This is a genomic window from Streptomyces sp. NPDC045967, from assembly GCF_056430495.1.
This window is the reverse complement of record NZ_JBWKLE010000001.1, coordinates 765,869-786,193: the sequence shown is the minus strand read 5'-3', so window position 1 is coordinate 786,193 and position 20,325 is coordinate 765,869. Positions and strand designations below refer to the sequence as shown.

Sequence of the window (20,325 nt, the reverse complement as noted above, 5' to 3'; positions counted from 1 at the left end):
CTTCGTCGCGCAGCCCGGACCCTGTGCTCACATCGTGGTGCCTACCTTAGAACCAGGTGACCTTAGAGCTGGCCACCGACGAAGACCGTGAGGTCCACGAGACGGTTGGAGTAGCCCCACTCGTTGTCGTACCAGCCGACGATCTTGACGCTCTTGCCCTGGACCATGGTCAGGGAGGAGTCGAAGGTGCAGGACGCCGGCCAGTTGACGATGTCGGAAGAGACGATCGCGTCCTCGGTGTAGTCGAGGATGCCCTTCAGCTGGCCCTCGGCGGCCTTCTGGAAGGCGGAGTTGACCTCGTCCTTGGTCACCTCGCGCTCCAGCTCGATGACCAGGTCGGTCACCGAACCGGTGGGGACCGGGACGCGCATCGCGATGCCGTCGAGCTTGCCCGCCAGCTCCGGGATCACCAGCGCGGTGGCCTTGGCGGCACCGGTGGTGGTCGGGATGATGTTCTCGGCGGCGGCGCGGGCGCGGCGCAGGTCCGAGTGCGGGAAGTCCAGGATGCGCTGGTCGTTCGTGTAGGCGTGGACCGTCGTCATCATGCCCTTGACGATGCCGAAGTTCTCCAGGAGGACCTTGGCCATCGGCGCCACGCAGTTGGTGGTGCAGGAGGCGTTGGAGATGACGTGGTGGTTGGCCGCGTCGTACTTGTCCTGGTTGACGCCCATCACGATCGTGATGTCCTCGTCCTTGGCCGGGGCCGAGATGAGGACCTTCTTCGCGCCGGCCGCGATGTGCTTGGCGGCGTCGGCCTTCTTCGTGAAGATGCCGGTCGACTCGATGACGATGTCGGCGCGCAGCTCACCCCAGGGGAGGTTCGCGGGGTCGCGCTCGGCGAAGGTCTTGAAGGTGTTGCCGTCGACGGTGATCGTGTCGTCGGTGTGGGAGACCTCGGCCTTGAGGCGACCCAGGATGGTGTCGTACTTGAGCAGGTGCACCAGGGTGGCGTTGTCAGTCAGGTCGTTGACACCGACGATCTCGATGTCCGCTCCCTGCTCAAGGAGCGCCCGGAAGTAGTTGCGGCCAATTCGACCAAAACCATTGATGCCTACGCGGATCGTCACGAACCGATCTCCTCGTTGGTGCGCCGGTAAGTGCGCCGGCGAGCTGTATGGGATGTCCCCGACCGCTTACGACCCTACCTCTCCGTGAGCTTTTGAGTGACATCGGCCAGGGCCTGACACTCCCCCACTTCGTGGGGGGACCCGCACCGAGGCCCCGTACCGACGGTTCGGGACGGGACCTCGGGGACTTCTCCCCCGTTACTCAGCGTGAGCCCCTGGAGGGCCGCTGATCAGCGGTTCAGCGTCCGCAGCGCCCTACCGACGAGTACGGCGCGATCCGCCGCCGCCGGCAGGTGCTCCAGACCGAAGCCCAGCAGAACGGTGTCACGCGTAGTCACCGCCGCATAGGACCTGAACAGCTCGCCGGACCGGGACCAATCGCCCGGAACCTCGGGGCTTCCGGCAGGCGCGCCCTGGGCGCTCCAGTCGCCGAGCGAGGTCTCGAACCCCTCCACGGCCCGGTCGACGCCGCCGGTGTTCAGGCGCGCCTCGTCCGCGAAGACGCCGCGGCCGCCCGAGCCGCCGTCGGTGATGTAGGAGAGCGAGACCTCGACGGTCCTGCCCGCGTAGGCGCTGAGGTCGAAGGAGACCTGCTTCCAGCCGTCCGAGGACGCCGTGAAGCTGTTCCACGCCCCGCTGGTGCCGTGCGCGGTGCAGCCGCCGCCCTCGAGGGTGAGGTAGCGGCGCAGGAACGGGTGGCCGTTCACGAAGAACCCGGCTCCGCACTCCTCGGGAACGGTGGTGCTGGTCAGGCCGCCCGTGTCCGGGAGGGTGGTCCAGTCGTCCCCGCCGGCGGTACGGGCCTCCAGCGCGGCGTGGTCGTAGCCCTCCTCGACGTTCCAGCTGAGCGCGAGCTTCAGCTGCGGCTTGTCCGCGGCGGTGACCTGCGTGAGGTCGATCGTCCGGGTCAGCCGCTTCCAGTCGTCGTCCGCGTGCAGGGCGGAGGCCATCTGGCTGCCGGCGTACGGGGCGTAGGGGCTCACGACCCCTCCGAACTGGCCGGCCTGCGCACTCTTGAACTGCGGGAACTGCGCGGGGGCCAGGGTCTCGGAGGTCACCGTGTAGGACCCGGGGGCGTTGAGCGGGTTGCCCGCGGCGTCGCCGAGGGCGCCCTTGGCCCCGGTCAGGGGGCCGGCGCCGGTGAAGCCGGTGGCGCCGCTGACGCTGGTACGCCCGTAGGCGCCGAGCCAGTACTGGCTGAAGTCGTCGGTCACGGCCGGGCCGACCTGGGCGTTGCCACCGGTCAGCTCACCGGCCTCGATCAGCTTGCCGCCCTCGTTCAGGAAGCCGCGGACCGCGAGCTGGGTGTCGCCGCCCGGGGTCTTGGACCCGGTGTAGTGGACGGCTGTACCGAAGTGGGAGAGCACCCCGAGGTGGTGCGGTGCGCCCTGGACCGCGACGTCCCACACGGCGGCGGACCTGCCGTTGGCACGCAGGGCGTCGACGTAGGTCCGGGCGTGCCGGGCCTTGTCGCCCTCCTCCGCGATCACCAGCACGTCCGCGCGCGGCCGGTCGGCCACCGTGTAGGTGAAGTGCTCGCTGGAGACCTTCCTGGAGCCGTCGCGGCCGGTGAACCAGACCTCGACCCGGTCACCGGGCTTCGCGCCCTCCACCTCCGCCCGGTACTCGTCGAACCAGTTGTTGTCCTCGCCGCCGTAGACGTCGCCGCCCTTCCATGCCTTGAGGTCCTCGTCGTGGGTCCGGCCGCCGTTGATCCGGAAGTTGAGCTCCTTGTCCTTCAGCGCCTTGCGGGCCGTGACGGAGACCGCCTGGTCCTGGCCGCGGGCCGCGTAGGAGGTGGTGAAGGGGTCGGGGGTGAAGTCGGCGGCGCTCATGCCGACGCCGGAGGCCGGACGGTCCGGGTGCGCGGCGCTCTCGCCGACCGACAGCGCGAAGGGGACGTTCTTGGCGAACTCCGCCTGGATGAGCTTCTCGTCGTCCGGGAAGTTGAAGCCGGAGGGGCAGTCCTCCGCCTTCCACCGGTCGTTCGGATCGCTGTCGGACGCCGTCTGGCAGGTGGTCATCTCCGGCGTGAACATCATGACGCCGTTGACGTTGGCGGCGTGCCCGTCGGCCTCGCCGTTGGTGGTGTACAGCTCCGAGGACACCTGCGGGTGGTAGCCGGGGACGGCGGGGTTCTCCGGGGTGCCCGCGAGCGCCTTGTAGGCGACGTCGTCCGGGGAGGGGGTGGCCACCTGCCAGCCCACGCCGTAGAGCAGCAGCTCGGCGGCCGAGTGGTAGTTGATGGCGTACTCGAAGCCGACGCGCTTTTGGAAGGCGTCGAGGGCGGCGGTCTCGGGCTCGGAGCCGGCCTTGGGGCCGCGGTAGGTCTCGCTCGACGGGTTCGGCGAGGAGCCTTCGTTGTCGTAGCCCCACTTGTAGGGGAAGTTGCGGTTGAGGTCGACGCCGTCGAGCGCGGTGTGCTTGCCGTCGCCGTCGTTGTCGCGCATGTTCTTGCGCCACAGCCGCTCGCCGTCCGGGGCGTGCGTGTAGTCGTAGCCGTCGGGGTTGGCCGTCGGCAGGAACCACAGCTCGGTGGAGTCCACCAGCTTGGTCACCCGCTGGTCCTTGCCGTAGGTGTCCAGGGTGTGGTGCATCAGCCGCCGGGTCATCTCCGGGGTGATCCACTCGCGGGCGTGCTGGTTGGACATGTAGAGCACGGACGGCTTGGCGCCGTCCTTGGTCTTCCCGGCGTTCTTGGTGACCTTCAGGGCGAGGATGTCCTTGCCCTGGACGGTCTTGCCGAGGGAGACGACCTTGGTGAGCCCCGGGTGCTGCCGGGCGGTCAGCAGGATCTCCTCCCGCAGGCCCCCCTTGCCGCTGTACGGGCGGAACACCCCGTCCCCCGCGGCCTTCCCGTTACGGGCGAGCCCCTCGGCGCGGACCTCGCGCTCGGCCAGCCTGACCCCTTGCGCGGCGAGCCGTGCGGCCTGCTCGCCGGTGAGGAAGAGCTCGACCTCGGCCGTGCCGCTCTCCGGCGCGCGTTCGGCCAGCTCGTGCGCGTCCTGGCCGGCGGCGACCACCAGGGGGACCTGCTCCTTGGTGATGTCGGCGTCGTAGACGCGCACTTCGCCACCGGACGCGGAGCCGGATCCTGCGCCGGGACCGGGCTGGGCCTGCGCCGACGGGGGCAGCGCCGCGAGCGCGGCGGCGAAGACCAGCGTGCCTGCGGCGAGGATCGATCTCGCTCGGTGCCTCATGTGCCCCCCAGGGCGTCGTCTGCCACGAAAGTGTCCGGACGAAAGGCTCACGACCAGTCCATGCCCATGTCAATGGGGCGTGGGACGCGGAGGGGGCCCGCACGAGTGATCGTGCAGGCCCCCTCCAGCGCGGGTACGGGCAGGTCAGGCGACCTGGTCAGCCCGCCATGTTGTCGGCCATCTCCTCGCTGAGATCGAGGTTCGACTCCGTGCCCGGGATGCCGAGGTCCTGGGCGCGCTTGTCGGCCATCGCCAGCAGGCGGCGGATCCGGCCGGCCACCGCGTCCTTGGTGAGCGGCGGATCGGCGAGCGCGCCCAGCTCCTCCAGGGATGCCTGCTTGTGCTCCATGCGCAGCCGGCCCGCCGCGGCGAGGTGCTCGGGGACCTCCTCGCCGAGGATCTCCAGCGCGCGCTGCACGCGGGCCCCGGCGGCCACGGCCGCCCGCGCCGAGCGGCGCAGGTTGGCGTCGTCGAAGTTGGCGAGGCGGTTGGCGGTGGCGCGGACCTCGCGCCGCATCCGCCGCTCCTCCCAGGCCAGCACGGACTCGTGGGCGCCCAGCCGGGTCAGCAGGGCGCCGATCGCGTCGCCGTCGCGGACCACGACCCGGTCGACCCCGCGCACTTCGCGCGCCTTGGCGGCGATGGAGAGCCTGCGGGCGGCGCCCACCAGGGCCAGGGCGGCTTCCGGACCCGGGCAGGTGACCTCCAGGGAGGAGGACCGGCCGGGCTCGGTGAGCGAGCCGTGGGCCAGGAAGGCGCCGCGCCAGGCCGCCTCCGCGTCGCACGTGGCCCCGGAGACCACCTGCGGGGGGAGGCCCCGGATGGGGCGGCCGCGGCCGTCCACGAGGCCGGTCTGGCGGGCCAGCTGGTCGCCGCCGGCCACGACCCGCACCACGTAGCGGCTGCCGCGGCGCAGCCCGCCGGGTGCCATGACCACGAGGTCCGAGGAGTGCCCGAAGATCTCCAGGATGTCCTTGCGCAGCCGTCTGGCGGCGATCCCGGTGTCGAGCTCCGCCTCGATGACGATGCGTCCGCTCACCAGGTGGAGGCCGCCCGCGAATCGAAGGATCGCCGAGACCTCCGCCTTCCTGCAGCAGGTCCGGGTGACGGGCAGGCGGGAGATCTCATCCTTCACCGCGGGCGTCATCGCCATGGGCCGATCCTTCCATGCATCCGAAAAATACGGTCGTACGCGGCGGCGAGCAGCTCCGGATCATGCTTCGGAGACCCGTCCTCCCTGGCCACGGGCGCCAGCTCGACCGCGGCACCGAACCGTTTTGCGGCATCGGCGAGGGACTCGCGGTCGGGCACGGCGGCCTCGTCGGCCAGCACCACGTCCAGGGCGAGTTTAGGGGCGTGTCGGGCCAAAACCTCCAAATGACGCTGCGGAGAGAAGCCCTCTGTTTCGCCGGGCTGCGGCGCGAGGTTCAGCGAGAGCACCCGGCGGGCCTTCGTCTCGACCAACGCGTCGAGCAGCTGCGGCACGAGCAGGTGGGGAATGACGGAGGAGAACCAGGATCCCGGACCGAGGACGACCCAGTCGGCGTCGAGGACCGCGGCGACGGCCTCCGGTACGGCCGGCGGGTCGCCCGGGACGACCTGCACGGAGTGCACCTCGCCGGGGGTCAGCGCCACGGTGGCCTGTCCGCGGACGGTGTCCACGTCGTCGGGGCGGGCCGGGTCGTGCCCCTTGACCAGGGCTTGGAGCTCCAGCGGCACCGCCGACATGGGCAGGACCCGGCCCTGCGCGCCGAGCAGCCGGCCGACCAGGTCCAGGGCCTGGACCGGGTCGCCGAGCTGTTCCCACAGGGCGACGATCAGCAGGTTGCCGACGGCGTGCCCGTGCAAATCGCCCTGGGACTGGAAGCGGTGCTGGATGACCCGGGACCAGGTCTGGCCCCAGTCGTCGTCCCCGCACAGCGCGGCCAGCGCCTTGCGCAGGTCGCCGGGCGGCAGCACGCCGAGCTCCTCGCGGAGCCGGCCGCTGGAGCCGCCGTCGTCGGCGACGGTGACCACGGCGGTGAGGTCACCGGTGATGCGGCGCAGGGCGGCGAGGGAGGCCGACAGGCCCTGGCCGCCGCCGAGTGCGACCACCTTGGGCGTGGCGCCGCGGCGGCGGCCGGAGCGGCCCGCCCCGTCCTCGCCCCGTCCCGGGGTGAGACGGCGCAGGCGGCTCAGCCGCGGGGTCCGTGCGGTCACTCGCGCCCCATGTCCCGGTGGACGACGACGGTCTCGACTCCCTCGGAGGCGAGGCGGGCGGCGAGCTTCTCGGACACGGCCACGCTGCGGTGCTTGCCGCCCGTGCAGCCGACCGCGATGGTCACGTACCGCTTGCCCTCGCGGCGGTAGCCGGCGGCGATGAGCTGCAGGAGCTCGGTGTAGCGGTCGAGGAACTCCTTCACGCCGGGCTGGCCGAAGACGTACCCCGACACCTCCTCGTTGAGCCCGGTGAAGGGGCGCAGCTCGGGGACCCAGTGCGGGTTGGGGATGAAGCGGCAGTCGACGACGAGGTCGGCGTCGACGGGCAGGCCGTACTTGTACCCGAAGGACATGACGGTGGCCCGCAGCTCGGGCTCCTCGTCCCCGGCGAACTGGGCGTCGAGCTTCGCGCGCAGTTCGTGCACGTTGAGGCTGGAGGTGTCGATGACCAGGTCGGCGTCCCCGCGCAGCTCCCGCAGCAGGTCGCGCTCGGCGGCGATGCCGTCGGTGATGCGCCCGTCGCCCTGGAGGGGGTGCGGGCGGCGGACCGATTCGAAGCGGCGGACCAGCGCGTCGTCGGAGGACTCCAGGAAGACGATGCGGCGGGTGACCCCGCGGCCGTCGAGGTCGGCGAGGGACTCGCGCAGGGCGTCGAAGAACTGGCGGCCGCGGACGTCGACGACGACGGCGATGCGCGCCACGTTCCCCTGGGAGCGGGCGCCGAGCTCCACCATGGTGGGGATCAGCGCCGGCGGGAGGTTGTCGACGACGAACCAGCCGAGGTCCTCCAGACACTTGGCCGCCGTACTGCGCCCGGCCCCGGACATCCCGGAGATGATCACCAGCTCGGGGATGGCCGCCTCGGCGGTCTCACCGGGCTCCACTGTCGTGCCCGTACTCACCTGTGCTCCGTCTCGATCGTGCGTGGTCTCGTGCTCGGTCATTGCTCGGTCCCCCGTTCGGACGATGTCCCCCGGCTACCGCTGCTGGGGGCCGCCCCCACCCGCGGGGGCGGGGTTCTCATCCTCAATGATCTCTCCTGTCGCCGTGTTGACGGCAGGACCGGCGGGGACCGACCGGGCGAGGGCCACGGCCACCGCCTCGGCCGTCTTGCGGCCTATGCCCGGGACCTCGCAGATCTGGTCGATTGTCGCCTGCCGGAGCCTCTTCACCGAACCGAAGTGCTTGACCAGGGCCTGCTTGCGGCTCTCGCCGAGCCCGGGCACCTCGTCCAGCGGGCCGGCCTTCAGGCGCTTGCCGCGCTTGTTGCGCTGGTACTGGATGGCGAAGCGGTGGGCTTCGTCACGCACCCGCTGGAGCAGGTAGAGGCCCTCACTGCTGCGCGGCAGCACGACCGGGTCGTCCTCCCCGGGCAGCCAGACCTCCTCCAGCCGCTTGGCCAGACCGCACACGGCCACGTCGTCCACGCCGAGCTCCGCCAGCGCCCGCCGGGCCGCGGCGACCTGCGGCTGTCCGCCGTCGACCACGACGAGCTGCGGCGGGTAGGCGAAGCGCTTGGACCGCCCGTCGTCCTCGGGGACCTCACCCTCCTCCGCCTCCCACTCGCCGGTCTTCGTCTTCTCCTGCAGGTAGCGCCGGAAGCGGCGGGAGATCACCTCGTGCATGGAGCGGACGTCGTCCTGCCCCTCGAAGGTCTTGATCTGGAAGCGCCGGTACTCGCTCTTGCGGGCCAGCCCGTCCTCGAAGACGACCATCGAGGCGACCACGTCGTCGCCCTGGAGGTGGGAGATGTCGAAGCACTCGATGCGCAGCGGTGCGCTGTCCAGCTCCAGGGCCTCCGCGATCTCCTCCAAGGCCCGGGAGCGGGTGGTGAGGTCGCTGGCGCGCTTGGTCTTGTGCAGGACGAGCGACTGCTGCGCGTTGCGGTGGACGGTCTCCATCAGGGCCTTCTTGTCGCCGCGCTGCGGGATGCGCAGGCTGACGGCCGATCCGCGGCGCCCGGCGAGCCACTGGCTCAGGGCGGGCGCGTCCTCCGGCAGGGCGGGGACCAGCACCTCCTTGGGGACGGACTCGCCGCTCTCCTCGCCGTAGAGCTGCTGGAGGGCGTGCTCGACCAGCCCGGCGGTGTCCACGGCCTCGACCTTGTCGGTGACCCAGCCGCGCTGGCCGCGGACCCGGCCGCCCCGCACGTGGAAGATCTGCACGGCGGCCTCGAGCTCGTCCTCGGCGACCGCGACGAGGTCGGCGTCGGTGGCGTCGGTGAACACCACCGCGTTCTTCTCCATGGCCCGGCGCAGCGCCCCGATGTCGTCGCGCAGCCGCGCGGCCTTCTCGTACTGCGTCTCCTCGGCGGCCTCGTGCATCTCCCTCTCCAGCCGGGAGAGGTGGGTTCCGGTGCGGCCGGCCATGAAGTCGCAGAAGTCCTCGGCCAGTTCGCGGTGCTCCTCGGGGGTGACCCGGCCGACGCAGGGCGCGGAGCACTTGCCGATGTAGCCGAGCAGGCAGGGGCGGCCGATCTGCGCGGAGCGCTTGAACACGCCCGCGGAGCAGGTCCGTACCGGGAACACCCGGAGCATCAGGTCGACGGTCTCGCGGATGGCCCAGGCGTGGGCGTACGGACCGAAGTAGCGCACGCCCTTCTTCTTGGGCCCGCGCATGACCTGGACCCGGGGGTACTCCTCGTTCAGGGTGACGGCGAGGGAGGGGTAGCTCTTGTCGTCGCGGTACTTCACGTTGAACCGCGGGTCGTACTCCTTGATCCAGGAGTACTCCAGCTGGAGCGCCTCGACCTCGGTGGAGACCACCGTCCACTCCACGGAGGCGGCCGTGGTCACCATCGTGGCGGTACGGGGGTGCAGGCCGGCGATGTCCTGGAAGTAGCTCGCCAGCCGCTGGCGCAGGCTCTTGGCCTTCCCGACGTAGATCACCCGGCGGTGCTCGTCACGGAACCGGTAGACCCCCGGGGAGTCGGGGACCTGTCCCGGCTTGGGTCGGTAACTGGAAGGGTCGGCCATGCCAACCACCCTACTGGCGGGCACCGACAACGGACCGCAGCCCGCCCCCCGAGCACACCCCGGCCCCGCCGGCGTTCGAGGCGCGACCTTCCAGCCCCGCCGGCGTTCGAGGCGCGGGGTCCGGGGCGGAGCCCTGGGGACCCCGCAGGGCCCGGCCGGCGGAGCCGGGCCCTGCGGGGGCGGGTCAGGTCTCCGCGGACCGGCGGAAGCGGCGTACGCCCAGGACACCCAGCGTCCCGAGAGCAACCGCACCGGCCCCGCCGACCACGCCGCTCACAGCCGCATCAGGCTCGGCAGAGCCCTCCGCGAACCCCCCGGCCGCGCCCCGCAGGGCATAGGCGGAGCCGGGGAGCTTGTCCCCGTACGCCCGGGTGACCCGGGCCCGGTAGGCGTCGAGGCTCGTGCCGCCGGCGCCCACGGCCGCCACCGCGTCCTCGTCCAGCGGCAGCACCCGGCCGCCGTCGGCCACGTACCAGGCGTCGATCTGGGGTTCCCGGAACACGGTGCCGCCCGGGAGCTCGGCGGCGCCGAGCCGCGCGTAGCGGAACTCGTCGTCGCCGGTGGCGATGTTCACCACCTGCCAGCCGGCCTCCGTCCGGGCCGTCCACAGCGCGGCCCGCTGCCCGTCGGAGGAGACGGCCTCGCTGGCGAGGAACTCCAGGCGGGCGACGGGTGCCCCCGGCCTGCCCGCCACGAAGTCCGGGGAGAGGTAGTGCACGGCAACGGCCTCCCCCGCTATCCGGGGGCGCGCGGCCTCCGGCGCGACCTTGCCCTCACGGGCGAAGAACCGGGAGACGGTGTCCAGGGCCTCCGGTGCGGCGGCCGCCCGGGCGGCGGCGGCCCGGGTCTCGGCCGTGGCGGTCTGCGGCTGCGGTACGGGCGCCGCGGCGGCCTGGGGTGTGAGCGCGAGGAGGGCCGCGGAAGCGGCGGATGCGGCGGCGAGGACCGCGGCGGCGGTGGCGCGCAGGGTCATGGCGGTCACGCCCCGATCCGGTAGAGGGAGTGGGTCCAGGAGAAGGTGCCGTTGTCGACGTACCAGGCGTGCGAGGCCCAGTTGTACCGGTCGCTGGAGGGCCAGGGGTCGCCCCAGTAGACCCAGCTGTTGGCGGTGTCGTAGCCGTAGACGACGTGCATGTGGCCGCCGCCGTTGGACCACTGGATGCGGGTCTCGATCGGGCGGCCGGCGTTGATCTCGGTCTGGACGGTGGAGTACTGGAGCCAGCCGTTCACGTAGGAGCCGGCGTTGATGCCCGCCCAGCGCAGGCCGGTCTGCACGTTGCCGAGCGTGGCCTGGTTGTTGGGGCATTCGTAGCCCTGCTGGCGGTTGAAGGCCGCGTTGCAGAACTGGTTCTGGGTGTAGCCGCGGCCGAACCAGGTGGCGATCGTGTTGCCGCCGGCCGCCCAGCACCAGTTGGTCTTCTGCTGTGCCTGCATGGTGATGTTCAGGCGCTTGGACGCGAGGGCGGAATCAGCGGAGGACTCGGCGGAGGCGGCGGAGGAGTCGACGGTGGAGGGGGCCGGGGCGGCGGGGGCCGGAGCGGCGGCGGCGGTGCCGACGCTCAGGGGCAGGGCGAGCAGCAGGGCGCAGACGTGGGCGGCGAGGGACAACCGCCGGTGTGGATGGCGCATCGCGTTCCTCCCGAAGCGGGGATGTGGGGGTGGAGGAGCGCGTCCGGACGCTGTGCAGGAGCATCAGGTGTTGTCGGGATCAGGTCAACACGCTTCAATACGCGGTGGCGTTGCGGTGTGAACGGTGGGGCTGCGGTGTGAACGGTTGCTGCCGTGCCACCTGGTCTCCCGACGCCACCGGCGCGGCCCCCGGGCCGGCGCGAGTGAACGTTCACGGAGGAGTCGCCATGCTGCCGACCGGCGACACGGCGGGTACGGCGCCCGCGCCGGGCCTCGGCGGGGGCCCGGCGGACACGGCGCCCGCGACCGGCCTCGCCGGGGGCACGCCGGGCACGGGCGGCACGGGCCGCCTCGCCGGGGGCACGGCGGGCACGGGCGGCACGGGCGGCACGGGCGGCACGGGCGGCCTCGCCGGGAGCACGTCGGGCACGGACAGCCTCGCCGGAGGCATGGCGGGTACGGCGCCCGCGGCGGGACTCGCCGGGGGCACGGCGGGCACGGCGGGACTCGCCGAGGGCACGGCCGGCACGGACGGCCTCGCCGGGAGCACGCCGGGCACGGCGGGCGGAGCAGGGGCAGCGGGCCGGGCAGAGCTCCGGCAGCTGCTGCGGGTGGGCCCCTTCCACCTCGCCCTGCGCGCCGCCCTCGCCGCCCGCGGGCTCCCCCTGCACCGGGTGCAGCACCGGCTCGCGGCTCGCGGCATCAAGATCGGCGTCACCAGCCTCAGTTACTGGCAGCAGGGCGCCCGGCGGCCCCGGCACGCGGAGTCCCTGCGGGCCGTCACCGCTCTGGAGCAGATCCTGGAACTGCCGGAAGGCGCCCTGTTCCGGCTGCTCGCCGCCCCCGGCTCCGCCGGGAACCCCGCCCGCCCGGCCGCCCGGCCCTACCGCACCCTGGTCGGCGTGGGCGTGGCGGTGGAGCAGCTGGTGGCCGCGATGGAGCTGCCGCCCGACGGCGGGATGCACTCGGTGGGGCACCACGAGCGGGTGGGGATCGGAGCGCGCGGCGAGATGCGGACCCGCGAGTCGCAGCAGATCGTGCGCGCCCACCGCGACGGCGTCGACCGCTACCTCGCCGTCCACCACGGCGATCCCGGCTGCGACACCTCCCGGATGGAGGTGGCGGCGTACGAGAACTGCCGCACCGGCCGGGTCCGGACCCACCCGGAGGCCGGGGTGGTGGTCGCGGAGCTGCTCTTCGACGCCCGGCTGCGGCGGGGGGACACATACGTCTTCGGCTACGGCATCGAGGACGGCACGGGCGCGCGCAGCGGCGAGTACGTACGCGGGTTCACCTACGCGGGCGGCCAGTACATGCTCCAGGTCCGCTTCGACGAGGCGGCCCTGCCGGTGCGCTGCCGCCGTTTCGCCCGGACCGGCCCGCAGGCCCCGCGCACCGGCCTCGCCGACCTCACTCCGAGCGGCCGGCACCGGGCGGTCCACCTGGTGGAGCAGTCGGTACGGCGGGGGATCCTCGGGATCGCCTGGGACTGGGACTGAGGTCCGGGCCGGCCGGGCCCGCGACGGCTGCGGCTCAGCCCGCGACGAGCCTGCCGTTCTCCGCCGTGACGGGGACGGCGGGCAGGGGTTCGGTGGCCGGGCCCCGGAGCACCTTGCCGGTGGCCACGTCGAAGCGGCTGCCGTGGCAGGGGCAGTTGCCCTCCCCTTCGACGATCTTGTCCAGGACGCAGCCGGCGTGCGTGCACTGGGCGCTGAACGCCTTGTACTCGCCCGCCGCCGGGCAGCTCACGATCAGCTTCTTCTCCCGGTACAGCTTCGCCCCGCCCACCGGCACCTCGGCCGCGGCGCCGAGGTCCACCGGGGCGGTGGGCACCGCCGGGGAGCCGCTGCCGCTGTTGGTCTCGGTCGAACAGGCGGCGAGGGCCGCTCCGGCACCGGCCGCCCCCGCGAGTGCGGCGGCGCCCCGCAGAACGGTTCGGCGGGCGGGAGACGGCGACGCGGGCATGGAACTCTCCTGGTGGCGGGGGCGGAGCACGGCGCACCCGACGATACCTTCGCCCGATGGGGTAGCTTCCCCCGCGTGATCGTCGTCGGCGGAGAAGCCCTCATCGACCTGGTCCCTCTCGCGGAGCCGCCGGGCGCGCTGCTGCCGCGGCCGGGCGGCGGGCCGTACAACACCGCGCTCGCGCTCGGGCGCCTCGGCGCGGAGGTGGCCTTCTGCTCGCGGGTCTCGGCGGACGGCTTCGGCGAGACCCTGCTGGCCGGGCTGCGGGCGGCGGGAGTGGACCTGTCGATGGTCCAGCGCGGACCGGAGCCGACCACCCTGGCGGTGCCGTCGCTGGCCCCGGACGGCTCGGCCTCGTACGGCTTCTACGTCGAGGGGACGGCGGACCGGCTGTTCGCCCTGCCGCCCGCCCTCCCGTCGTCCGCACGGGCCCTGGCGCTCGGGACCTGCTCACTGGTCCTGGAGCCGGGCGCGAGCGCGTACGAGGCGCTGCTGCGCCGGGAGTCGCGGCGCGGGCTGCTGACCTTGGTGGACCCCAACATCCGGCCGGCCCTGATCGCGGACCCGGCGGCCTACCGGGCCCGGTTCCTGACGCGGCTGCTGCCGTACGCCTCCGTGCTGAAGCTCTCCGAGGAGGACGCGGCGTGGCTGGGCGGCCGGGTCTCCGACTGGCTGGCGGCGGGCCCGTCGGCGGTGGTGCTGACCCGCGGTGCGGCGGGGCTGGCGGTGTGGACCCGGGAGGGCGAGGAACACTCCGTGCCGGCCCGGGCGGTCGCCGTCGCGGACACGATCGGCGCCGGCGACACCGTCAACGCCGCCCTCCTGCACCGCCTCGCACCCACCGGGACCGGCCCCGTGGACTGGCCCGCCACCCTGACATACGCCGCCCACGCGGCCTCCCTCACCTGCACCCGCCCCGGCGCGGAACCCCCGTACGCAACGGACCTCCCCACCTGACCCCCACCAGCCCAGCCGGGCCCAGAACCGAGCCCCACCATCCCAGCCCAGCCCCGCCGGCGGTCGAAGCGCGGGGCCGGGGCGGAGCCCCTCTCAGCCCCGCCGGCGTCTGAGGCGCGGAGCTCAGGACCGACCCCCACCACCCCAGCCCCGCCGGCACTTGAGGCGCAGGGCTCAGGGGCCGAGCCCCGAACTGGCAGTCCGCCCGCGGCACGACCCGAGCCCCCCGCCCCCCGGCCCGGGCGGCGAAGCCGCATACGCGGAAAGGGGCCCGGCGCCAGCCGAACCCCTCCGCCCAACCCGGCACGGCTACGCCTTGCGTGCCCGCGCCGTCGTCTTCTTCGCCGCCGCCTTCTTCACGGCCGCCGCCTTCTTCGCGGCGGGAGCCGCAGCCGCACCCTTCTTGGCCGCCACCGCCTTCTTCCCGGCGGCCCGCTCCGGCACCGCCGCGTCTGAGACCCGGTCCGCGCCCAGGATGTCCCGCAGGAACTTGCCCGTGTGGCTCGCCCCCACCGACGCGACCTGCTCCGGGGTGCCCTCGGCCACGACCAGGCCACCGCCGTAGCCGCCTTCCGGACCCATGTCGATGACCCAGTCCGCGGTCTTGATGACGTCGAGGTTGTGCTCGATGACGATCACCGAGTTCCCCTTGTCCACCAGCCCCGACAGCACCTTGATCAGCTTCGAGATGTCCTCGAAGTGCAGGCCCGTGGTCGGCTCGTCCAGCACGTAGACCGTCCGCCCGGTCGACCGCTTCTGCAGCTCCGACGCCAGCTTCACGCGCTGCGCCTCACCGCCCGACAGCGTCGGCGCCGACTGGCCGAGCCGGACGTAGCCCAGCCCCACCTCGTTCAGCGTCCGCAGGTGGCGCGAGATCGTCGGCACCGCCTCGAAGAAGTCCAGCGCCTCCTCGATCGGCATGTTGAGGACTTCCGCGATGGACTTGCCCTTGTAGTGGACCTCCAGCGTCTCCCGGTTGTACCGGTCGCCGTGGCACACCTCGCACGGGACGTACACGTCCGGCAGGAAGTTCATCTCGATCTTGATCGTGCCGTCGCCGGAGCAGTTCTCGCACCGGCCGCCCTTCACGTTGAAGGAGAAGCGGCCCGGCAGATAGCCGCGCACCTTCGCCTCCATGGTCTCCGCGAACAGCTTGCGGACGTGGTCGAAGACACCGGTGTAGGTGGCCGGGTTCGACCTCGGGGTCCGGCCGATCGGCGACTGGTCGACATGCACGACCTTGTCGACGAGGTCGTCGCCGTCGACCCGCGTGTGCCGGCCCGGCACCGAGCGGGCGCCGTTCAGCTCGCGTGCCAGGTGCGTGTAGAGGATGTCGTTGACCAGCGTGGACTTGCCGGAGCCGGACACACCGGTCACGGCCGTGAGCACGCCGAGCGGGAAGGAGACGTCGATGTCCTGGAGGTTGTTCTCCTTGGCTCCGTGGACGGTCAGCTTCCGCTCGCCGTTCACGGGCCGGCGCACGTCGGGGATCGGGATGGACCGCTTGCCCGACAGGTACTGGCCGGTCATCGACTCGGAGTTCTTCAGCAGCTCCTTCAGCGAGCCGCTGTGCACCACCTTGCCGCCGTGCTCACCCGCGCCGGGGCCGATGTCCACGACCCAGTCGGCCACCTTGATGGTGTCCTCGTCGTGCTCGACCACGATCAGCGTGTTGCCCATGTCCCGCAGCCGCACCAGCGTCTCGATCAGCCGGTGGTTGTCCCGCTGGTGCAGGCCGATCGAGGGCTCGTCCAGCACGTAGAGCACGCCGACCAGCCCGGAGCCGATCTGCGTGGCGAGGCGGATGCGCTGGGCCTCGCCGCCCGACAGGGTGCCGGCGGCGCGGTTCAGCGACAGGTAGTCCAGGCCGACGTCGACGAGGAAGCGGAGCCGCTCGTTGACCTCCTTCAGGACCCGCTCGGCGATCTTCTTGTCGCGGGCGTCCAGCCGCATCCGGCCGAGGAAGTCCGCGCACTCGCTGATGGACATGGCGGCGACCTCGGCGATGGACTTCTCCATCACCGTCACGGCCAGCACGATCGGCTTGAGGCGGGTGCCCTCACAGGTCGGGCACGGCACCTCGCGCATGTAGCCCTCGAAGCGCTCGCGGCTGGCGTCGCTCTCGGACTCCGCGTGCCGCCGCTTGACGAAGGGCACCGCGCCCTCGAAGGCGGTGGTGTACGCGCGCTCCCGCCCGTACCGGTTGCGGTAGCGGACCTCGATCTGCGTCTTGTGCCCGTACAGCAGGGCCTTCTTCGCGCGCTGCGGCAGCCCGGCCCAGGGGATGTCGGTGCGGAAGCCCAGTTCCCCGGCCAGCGCTCCGATCAGCCGCTGGAAGTAGTCCTTGGTGTGGCCGAGCGACCACGGCGAGACGGCGCCCTCGTCCAGGGACTTCTCCTCGTCCGGAATGATCAGATCCGGGTCCACCTCCATCCGGGTGCCGATGCCCGTGCACTCGGGGCAGGCGCCGAAGGGCGAGTTGAAGGAGAACGAGCGCGGCTCCAGCTCCTCGAAGGAGAGGTCGTCGTACGGGCAGTAGAGGTGCTCGGAGTACATCCGCTCACGCTCCGGGTCGTCCTCGGCGAGGTCGACGAAGTCCAGGATGACCATGCCGCCGGAGAGACCGAGGGCGGTCTCCACCGAGTCGGTGAGCCGGCGCTTGGCGCTGTCCTTGACGGTGAGGCGGTCGATGACCACCTCGATGGTGTGCTTCTCCTGCTTCTTCAGGGTCGGCGGCTCGGAGAGCTGGACGGTCTGCCCGTCCACCCTCGCGCGGCTGTAGCCCTTGGTCTGCAGGTCCGCGAAGAGGTCGACGAACTCGCCCTTGCGCTCGCGCACCAGCGGCGAGAGGACCTGGAAGCGGCTGCCCTCGGGGAGCGCGAGGACCTTGTCCACGATCGCCTGCGGGGACTGGCGCGAGATGGGACGCCGGCACTCGGGGCAGTGCGGCTTGCCGATGCGGGCGAAGAGCAGGCGCAGGTAGTCGTAGACCTCGGTGATGGTGCCCACGGTCGAGCGCGGGTTGCGCGAGGTCGACTTCTGGTCGATCGAGACGGCCGGCGAGAGCCCCTCGATGAAGTCGACGTCGGGCTTGTCCATCTGCCCGAGGAACTGGCGGGCGTACGACGAGAGCGACTCGACGTAGCGGCGCTGGCCCTCGGCGAAGATCGTGTCGAAGGCCAGGGAGGACTTGCCCGACCCGGAGAGTCCGGTGAAGACGATGAGGGAGTCGCGGGGCAGGTCGAGCGAGACGTTCTTGAGGTTGTGCTCGCGAGCGCCACGAACGATGAGACGGTCGGTCACGCCGGTCCGCACCTTTCTTGAGAGAGCGGGGGGCACGGGCCCCCGTCCCAGGGTATGGGGGGCGCCACTGCGGTGGAGTTGGAGTCTGACTTCCGAGCGTATAGCACGCACATTCGATTTACGGCACTCCGCAGACCGCTTCACCCGATCGTGTGGCCGAGCCCCTGGGAGCACTAGGCTCGGCCGCATGACTGATCATGTGCACGACCTGCGATCTGTACGTGAAGCGACGGACCGGCTGCTGACCGCGGTCGCGAAGCTGGACAACGCCGCACTCGCCGGGGAGTCACACCTCCCCGGCTGGACCCGCGGTCACGTCCTGGCCCACCTCGCGCGCAACGCGGACGCCCTGGTCAACGTCTTCGAGGGGCGCCCCATGTACACGAGCGCCGAAGCGCGCGACGCGGACATCGCACGCGATGCCGGCCGGCCCCTGGAAGAACACCTGGCGGACCTCCGTGATTCCTGCGCCCGCTTCGTCGCCACCACCGAACGGGACCAGGACTGGTCCCGCACCGTCGAACTGCGCAACGGCGTCACCGACCTCGCCGCCAACGTGCCGTTCCGCCGCCTCGCCGAGGTCGAGCTGCACCACGTCGACCTGAACACCGGCTATGAGCTCTCCGACCTCCCGGAGGAGTTCACCGGCCGCGAGATCGCCTTCCTCGCCGACCGCTGGTCGGGGCGCCCGGAGGTCCCTCCGGTCACCCTGCGCACCCCCGGCGGCGCGCTCTGGCACACCGGCGGAACCGAGGGCACCCCGGTGCTCCTCGAGGGCCCCGAGGACGAGCTGCTCGGCTGGCTCGCCGGGCGCGGCCCGCGCGGCGCCGGTCTCACCGTCGTGTCCGGCGACGGCCTGCCCGCGCTCCCGCCGCTCTAGGATCGAGGACATGACGTACACCGGAGAGGTCAAGGTCGGCGGTCCCGCCGACGTGCACGAACTCGCGGACCTGATGATTTCCAAGGTCGCGGTGGGCCCGATGAACAACAACGCCTATCTGCTGCGCTGCCGGGCCACCGACGAGCAGCTGCTGATCGACGCGGCCGCGGACGCGGACACGCTGCTGAGCCTGATCGGCGACGACGGCATCAGGTCGGTGGTCACCACGCACCAGCACGGCGACCACTGGGGCGCGCTCCAGGCCGTGGTCGAGGCGACGGGGGCGACCACGTACGCGGGCGTCTACGACGCCGAGGGCATCCCCGTGGCGACCGACGTCCCGGTGGCGGACGGGGACACCGTGCGCGTCGGCCGGGTCGAGCTCACCGCCCGGCACCTGGTCGGGCACACCCCCGGCTCGATCGCCCTGATCTACGACGACCCGCACGGCCACCCGCACGTCTTCACCGGCGACTGCCTCTTCCCGGGCGGCGTGGGGAACACGTGGGGCGACCCGAAGGCGTTCGCGAGCCTGATCGACGACGTCCAGCACAAGATCTTCGACCGGCTGCCGGACGAGACCTGGATCTACCCGGGCCACGGCAACGACACCACGCTCGGCGCCGAGCGCCCGCACCTGGCCGAGTGGCGCGAACGCGGCTGGTAGGCGGTCCGCCACCGGTCAACACGGCGGGACGGGGCACTCCCGGGCGGTCCTCCTGACCGCCGAGCACGCCCCGGAGCGGCCTGTGGTCGAGGTTCCCGCAGCTCGGTCCGCCGGTGGGCTTCCTGCCGGCCAACGGCATCGCCCTCGCCCTGTCGCCGACCTCGACCGAGGCCGGCTACGACATGGGGGCGTGCCGGGCAGGGCCCTGACCCCGGTCGGCCTGCTTCGCGCTGCTGCCGGAGAGCGGTCCGGGCGCCGTCCGGCCGCGCCCGGGCGAGGGGGCCGCGGCGAGCCGGGAGGCGGAAGCGGGGGCGGCCGAAGCGGCCGCCCCCGTGTAGCCCCGCCGGACCGTCAGGCGTCGATGCTCTCGGTGCGGTCGGCGGCCTCGGCCGCCTCCTGCTTCTTCGAGGCGATCAGGCTGGTGATCGTGGTGATGATCAGGACCCCGCAGATGACGCCGAGGGAGACCGGGATCGAGATGACCGGGACGTGCACCCCGGACTCGTGCAGGGCGTGCAGCACCAGCTTGACGCCGATGAAGCCCAGGATGATCGACAGGCCGTAGCTGAGGTGGACGAGCTTCTTGAGCAGGCCGCCGATGAGGAAGTAGAGCTGGCGCAGGCCCATCAGGGCGAAGGCGTTCGCGGTGAAGACGATGTACGGGTCCTGGGTGAGGCCGAAGATCGCGGGGATGGAGTCCAGGGCGAACAGGACGTCGGTGGTGCCGATGGCGAGCATGACGACCATCAGCGGGGTCAGGACGCGCTTGCCGTTGCTCTGGATGAAGAGCTTGGTGCCGTGGTAGCGGTCGGCGACGCCGAACTTCTTCTCGACGGACTTGAGCAGGCGGTTCTCCTCGAACTCGTCCTCCTCCTCGCCCTTGCGGGCCTCCTGGATCAGCTTCCAGGCGGTGTAGATCAGGAAGGCGCCGAAGATGTAGAAGACCCAGGAGAAGCTGGCGATGATCGCCGCGCCGGCCGCGATGAAGACGGCCCGCAGCACCAGGGCGATCAGCACGCCCACGAGCAGGACGCGCTGCTGAAGGTGGGAGGGGACCGCGAACTTCGCCATGATGAGGACGAAGACGAAGAGGTTGTCGACGCTCAGGGACTTCTCGGTGATGAAGCCCGCGAAGAACTCCTGCGAGGCCTGGCCGTTGCCGAAGAACCACAGGCCGAGGCCGAAGAGGGCGGCGAGGACGATCCAGACGACCGACCAGGTGCCGGCTTCCTTGATCGATACGTCGTGCGGTTTGCGGCCGATGAAGAAATCGGCGCCGATGAGAAGGGACAGACCGAGAATGGTCAGCGCCCAAAGGGCCCAGGAAACTTCCACGTGAACACGCCTCCGGCGGATGGCTCAGCACTTCGTCAGCGTCATCGCTGCCGGAGGTCTCTTCCACCCGGGCGGCCAGGAGGCCGTGGGCCGACGCCCCGGGACCGGCTGCGCTCAGCCGAGTGGTCCGTATTGACGGGCACGCCGT

Annotated in this window: 15 protein-coding genes and 1 pseudogene; 5 read left to right on the top strand and 11 right to left on the bottom strand. The window is 72.0% G+C overall.

The annotated features are described in order from the left end of the window. Window positions 1-62: 62 nt before the first annotated feature. From gap to AC07FY_RS03700, 8 genes are all read right to left on the bottom strand, one after another. On the bottom strand, window positions 63-1,067 hold the full coding sequence (gap, locus tag AC07FY_RS03735; protein ID WP_478999743.1) for a type I glyceraldehyde-3-phosphate dehydrogenase: 1,005 nt from the start codon (window positions 1,065-1,067) through the stop codon (window positions 63-65). A gap of 230 nt (window positions 1,068-1,297) precedes the next feature. Further along, complete coding sequence (locus tag AC07FY_RS03730) at window positions 1,298-4,267, bottom strand: M14 family metallopeptidase (protein WP_478999741.1); 2,970 nt, start codon at window positions 4,265-4,267, stop codon at window positions 1,298-1,300. 157 nt (window positions 4,268-4,424) lie between these two features. Next, window positions 4,425-5,420, bottom strand: coding sequence for a DNA-binding protein WhiA (gene whiA, locus AC07FY_RS03725; protein ID WP_030009075.1), 996 nt, complete (start codon window positions 5,418-5,420; stop codon window positions 4,425-4,427). Next, window positions 5,411-6,466 carry a gluconeogenesis factor YvcK family protein gene (locus AC07FY_RS03720; RefSeq protein ID WP_478999739.1) on the bottom strand — a complete coding sequence of 352 codons (1,056 nt, stop codon included), beginning with the start codon at window positions 6,464-6,466 and terminating at the stop codon, window positions 5,411-5,413. The genes whiA and AC07FY_RS03720 overlap by 10 nt, the downstream gene beginning before the upstream one ends. Next, entirely contained in the window at window positions 6,463-7,410 is a 948-nt protein-coding gene (rapZ, locus tag AC07FY_RS03715) for an RNase adapter RapZ (RefSeq protein WP_478999737.1), read from the bottom strand. Before rapZ ends, AC07FY_RS03720 begins: the two co-directional genes overlap by 4 nt. A gap of 33 nt (window positions 7,411-7,443) precedes the next feature. Further along, on the bottom strand, window positions 7,444-9,441 hold the full coding sequence (gene uvrC, locus AC07FY_RS03710; RefSeq protein WP_478999735.1) for an excinuclease ABC subunit UvrC: 1,998 nt from the start codon (window positions 9,439-9,441) through the stop codon (window positions 7,444-7,446). Between the two features lie 184 nt (window positions 9,442-9,625). After that, complete coding sequence (locus tag AC07FY_RS03705; protein WP_478999733.1) at window positions 9,626-10,423, bottom strand: hypothetical protein; 798 nt, start codon at window positions 10,421-10,423, stop codon at window positions 9,626-9,628. Beyond that, window positions 10,420-11,070 carry a papain-like cysteine protease family protein gene (locus AC07FY_RS03700; protein ID WP_478999731.1) on the bottom strand — a complete coding sequence of 217 codons (651 nt, stop codon included), beginning with the start codon at window positions 11,068-11,070 and terminating at the stop codon, window positions 10,420-10,422. Before AC07FY_RS03700 ends, AC07FY_RS03705 begins: the two co-directional genes overlap by 4 nt. 449 nt (window positions 11,071-11,519) lie before the next feature. Between AC07FY_RS03700 and AC07FY_RS03695 the strand changes: the two genes are divergently transcribed. Further along, entirely contained in the window at window positions 11,520-12,569 is a 1,050-nt protein-coding gene (locus AC07FY_RS03695) for a hypothetical protein (RefSeq protein WP_478999909.1), read from the top strand. Between the two features lie 34 nt (window positions 12,570-12,603). Here AC07FY_RS03695 and AC07FY_RS03690 read toward each other — a convergent pair whose 3' ends face one another. After that, window positions 12,604-13,035, bottom strand: coding sequence for a Rieske (2Fe-2S) protein (locus AC07FY_RS03690; RefSeq protein WP_478999729.1), 432 nt, complete (start codon window positions 13,033-13,035; stop codon window positions 12,604-12,606). Window positions 13,036-13,110: 75 nt separating this feature from the next. On the opposite strand from AC07FY_RS03690, the gene AC07FY_RS03685 reads away from it, so the two are divergent. Continuing rightward, window positions 13,111-13,992: a carbohydrate kinase family protein gene (locus AC07FY_RS03685; RefSeq protein WP_478999727.1), complete on the top strand. Its 882-nt coding sequence runs from the start codon at window positions 13,111-13,113 to the stop codon at window positions 13,990-13,992. A gap of 309 nt (window positions 13,993-14,301) precedes the next feature. On the opposite strand, the gene uvrA is transcribed toward AC07FY_RS03685, so the two are convergent. Beyond that, on the bottom strand, window positions 14,302-17,295 hold the full coding sequence (gene uvrA, locus AC07FY_RS03680; protein WP_478999725.1) for an excinuclease ABC subunit UvrA: 2,994 nt from the start codon (window positions 17,293-17,295) through the stop codon (window positions 14,302-14,304). 187 nt (window positions 17,296-17,482) lie between these two features. Here uvrA and AC07FY_RS03675 point away from each other — a divergent pair, with 187 nt between their 5' ends. From AC07FY_RS03675 to AC07FY_RS03665, 3 genes and pseudogenes are all read left to right on the top strand, one after another. After that, the gene (locus AC07FY_RS03675) at window positions 17,483-18,175 is read left to right on the top strand and encodes a maleylpyruvate isomerase family mycothiol-dependent enzyme (protein ID WP_478999723.1); all 693 of its coding nucleotides are present in this window, start codon (window positions 17,483-17,485) and stop codon (window positions 18,173-18,175) included. A 10-nt stretch (window positions 18,176-18,185) separates the two neighbouring features. Continuing rightward, a complete protein-coding gene (locus tag AC07FY_RS03670; protein WP_478999721.1) occupies window positions 18,186-18,842 on the top strand; it encodes an MBL fold metallo-hydrolase in 657 nt (218 codons plus the stop codon). Window positions 18,843-18,855: 13 nt separating this feature from the next. Next, a pseudogene (locus AC07FY_RS03665) lies at window positions 18,856-19,021 on the top strand (MFS transporter); the annotation flags it as partial. A gap of 172 nt (window positions 19,022-19,193) precedes the next feature. On the opposite strand, the gene AC07FY_RS03660 reads toward AC07FY_RS03665, so the two are convergent. Beyond that, a complete protein-coding gene (locus AC07FY_RS03660) occupies window positions 19,194-20,177 on the bottom strand; it encodes a TerC family protein (protein ID WP_478999719.1) in 984 nt (327 codons plus the stop codon). Window positions 20,178-20,325: the final 148 nt, after the last annotated feature.

Bases quoted from the DNA above. Each gene is read 5' to 3' on its own strand.
- AC07FY_RS03670 (WP_478999721.1), top strand. From the start codon at position 18,186: ATGACGTACACCGGAGAGGTCAAGGTCGGCGGTCCCGCCGACGTGCAC.
- AC07FY_RS03700 (WP_478999731.1), bottom strand. From the start codon at position 11,070: ATGCGCCATCCACACCGGCGGTTGTCCCTCGCCGCCCACGTCTGCGCC.
- rapZ (WP_478999737.1), bottom strand. From the start codon at position 7,410: ATGACCGAGCACGAGACCACGCACGATCGAGACGGAGCACAGGTGAGT.
- whiA (WP_030009075.1), bottom strand. From the start codon at position 5,420: ATGGCGATGACGCCCGCGGTGAAGGATGAGATCTCCCGCCTGCCCGTC.
- AC07FY_RS03695 (WP_478999909.1), top strand. From the start codon at position 11,520: ATGGCGGGTACGGCGCCCGCGGCGGGACTCGCCGGGGGCACGGCGGGC.
- uvrC (WP_478999735.1), bottom strand. From the start codon at position 9,441: ATGGCCGACCCTTCCAGTTACCGACCCAAGCCGGGACAGGTCCCCGAC.
- AC07FY_RS03675 (WP_478999723.1), top strand. From the start codon at position 17,483: ATGACTGATCATGTGCACGACCTGCGATCTGTACGTGAAGCGACGGAC.
- AC07FY_RS03690 (WP_478999729.1), bottom strand. From the start codon at position 13,035: ATGCCCGCGTCGCCGTCTCCCGCCCGCCGAACCGTTCTGCGGGGCGCC.
- AC07FY_RS03730 (WP_478999741.1), bottom strand. From the start codon at position 4,267: ATGAGGCACCGAGCGAGATCGATCCTCGCCGCAGGCACGCTGGTCTTC.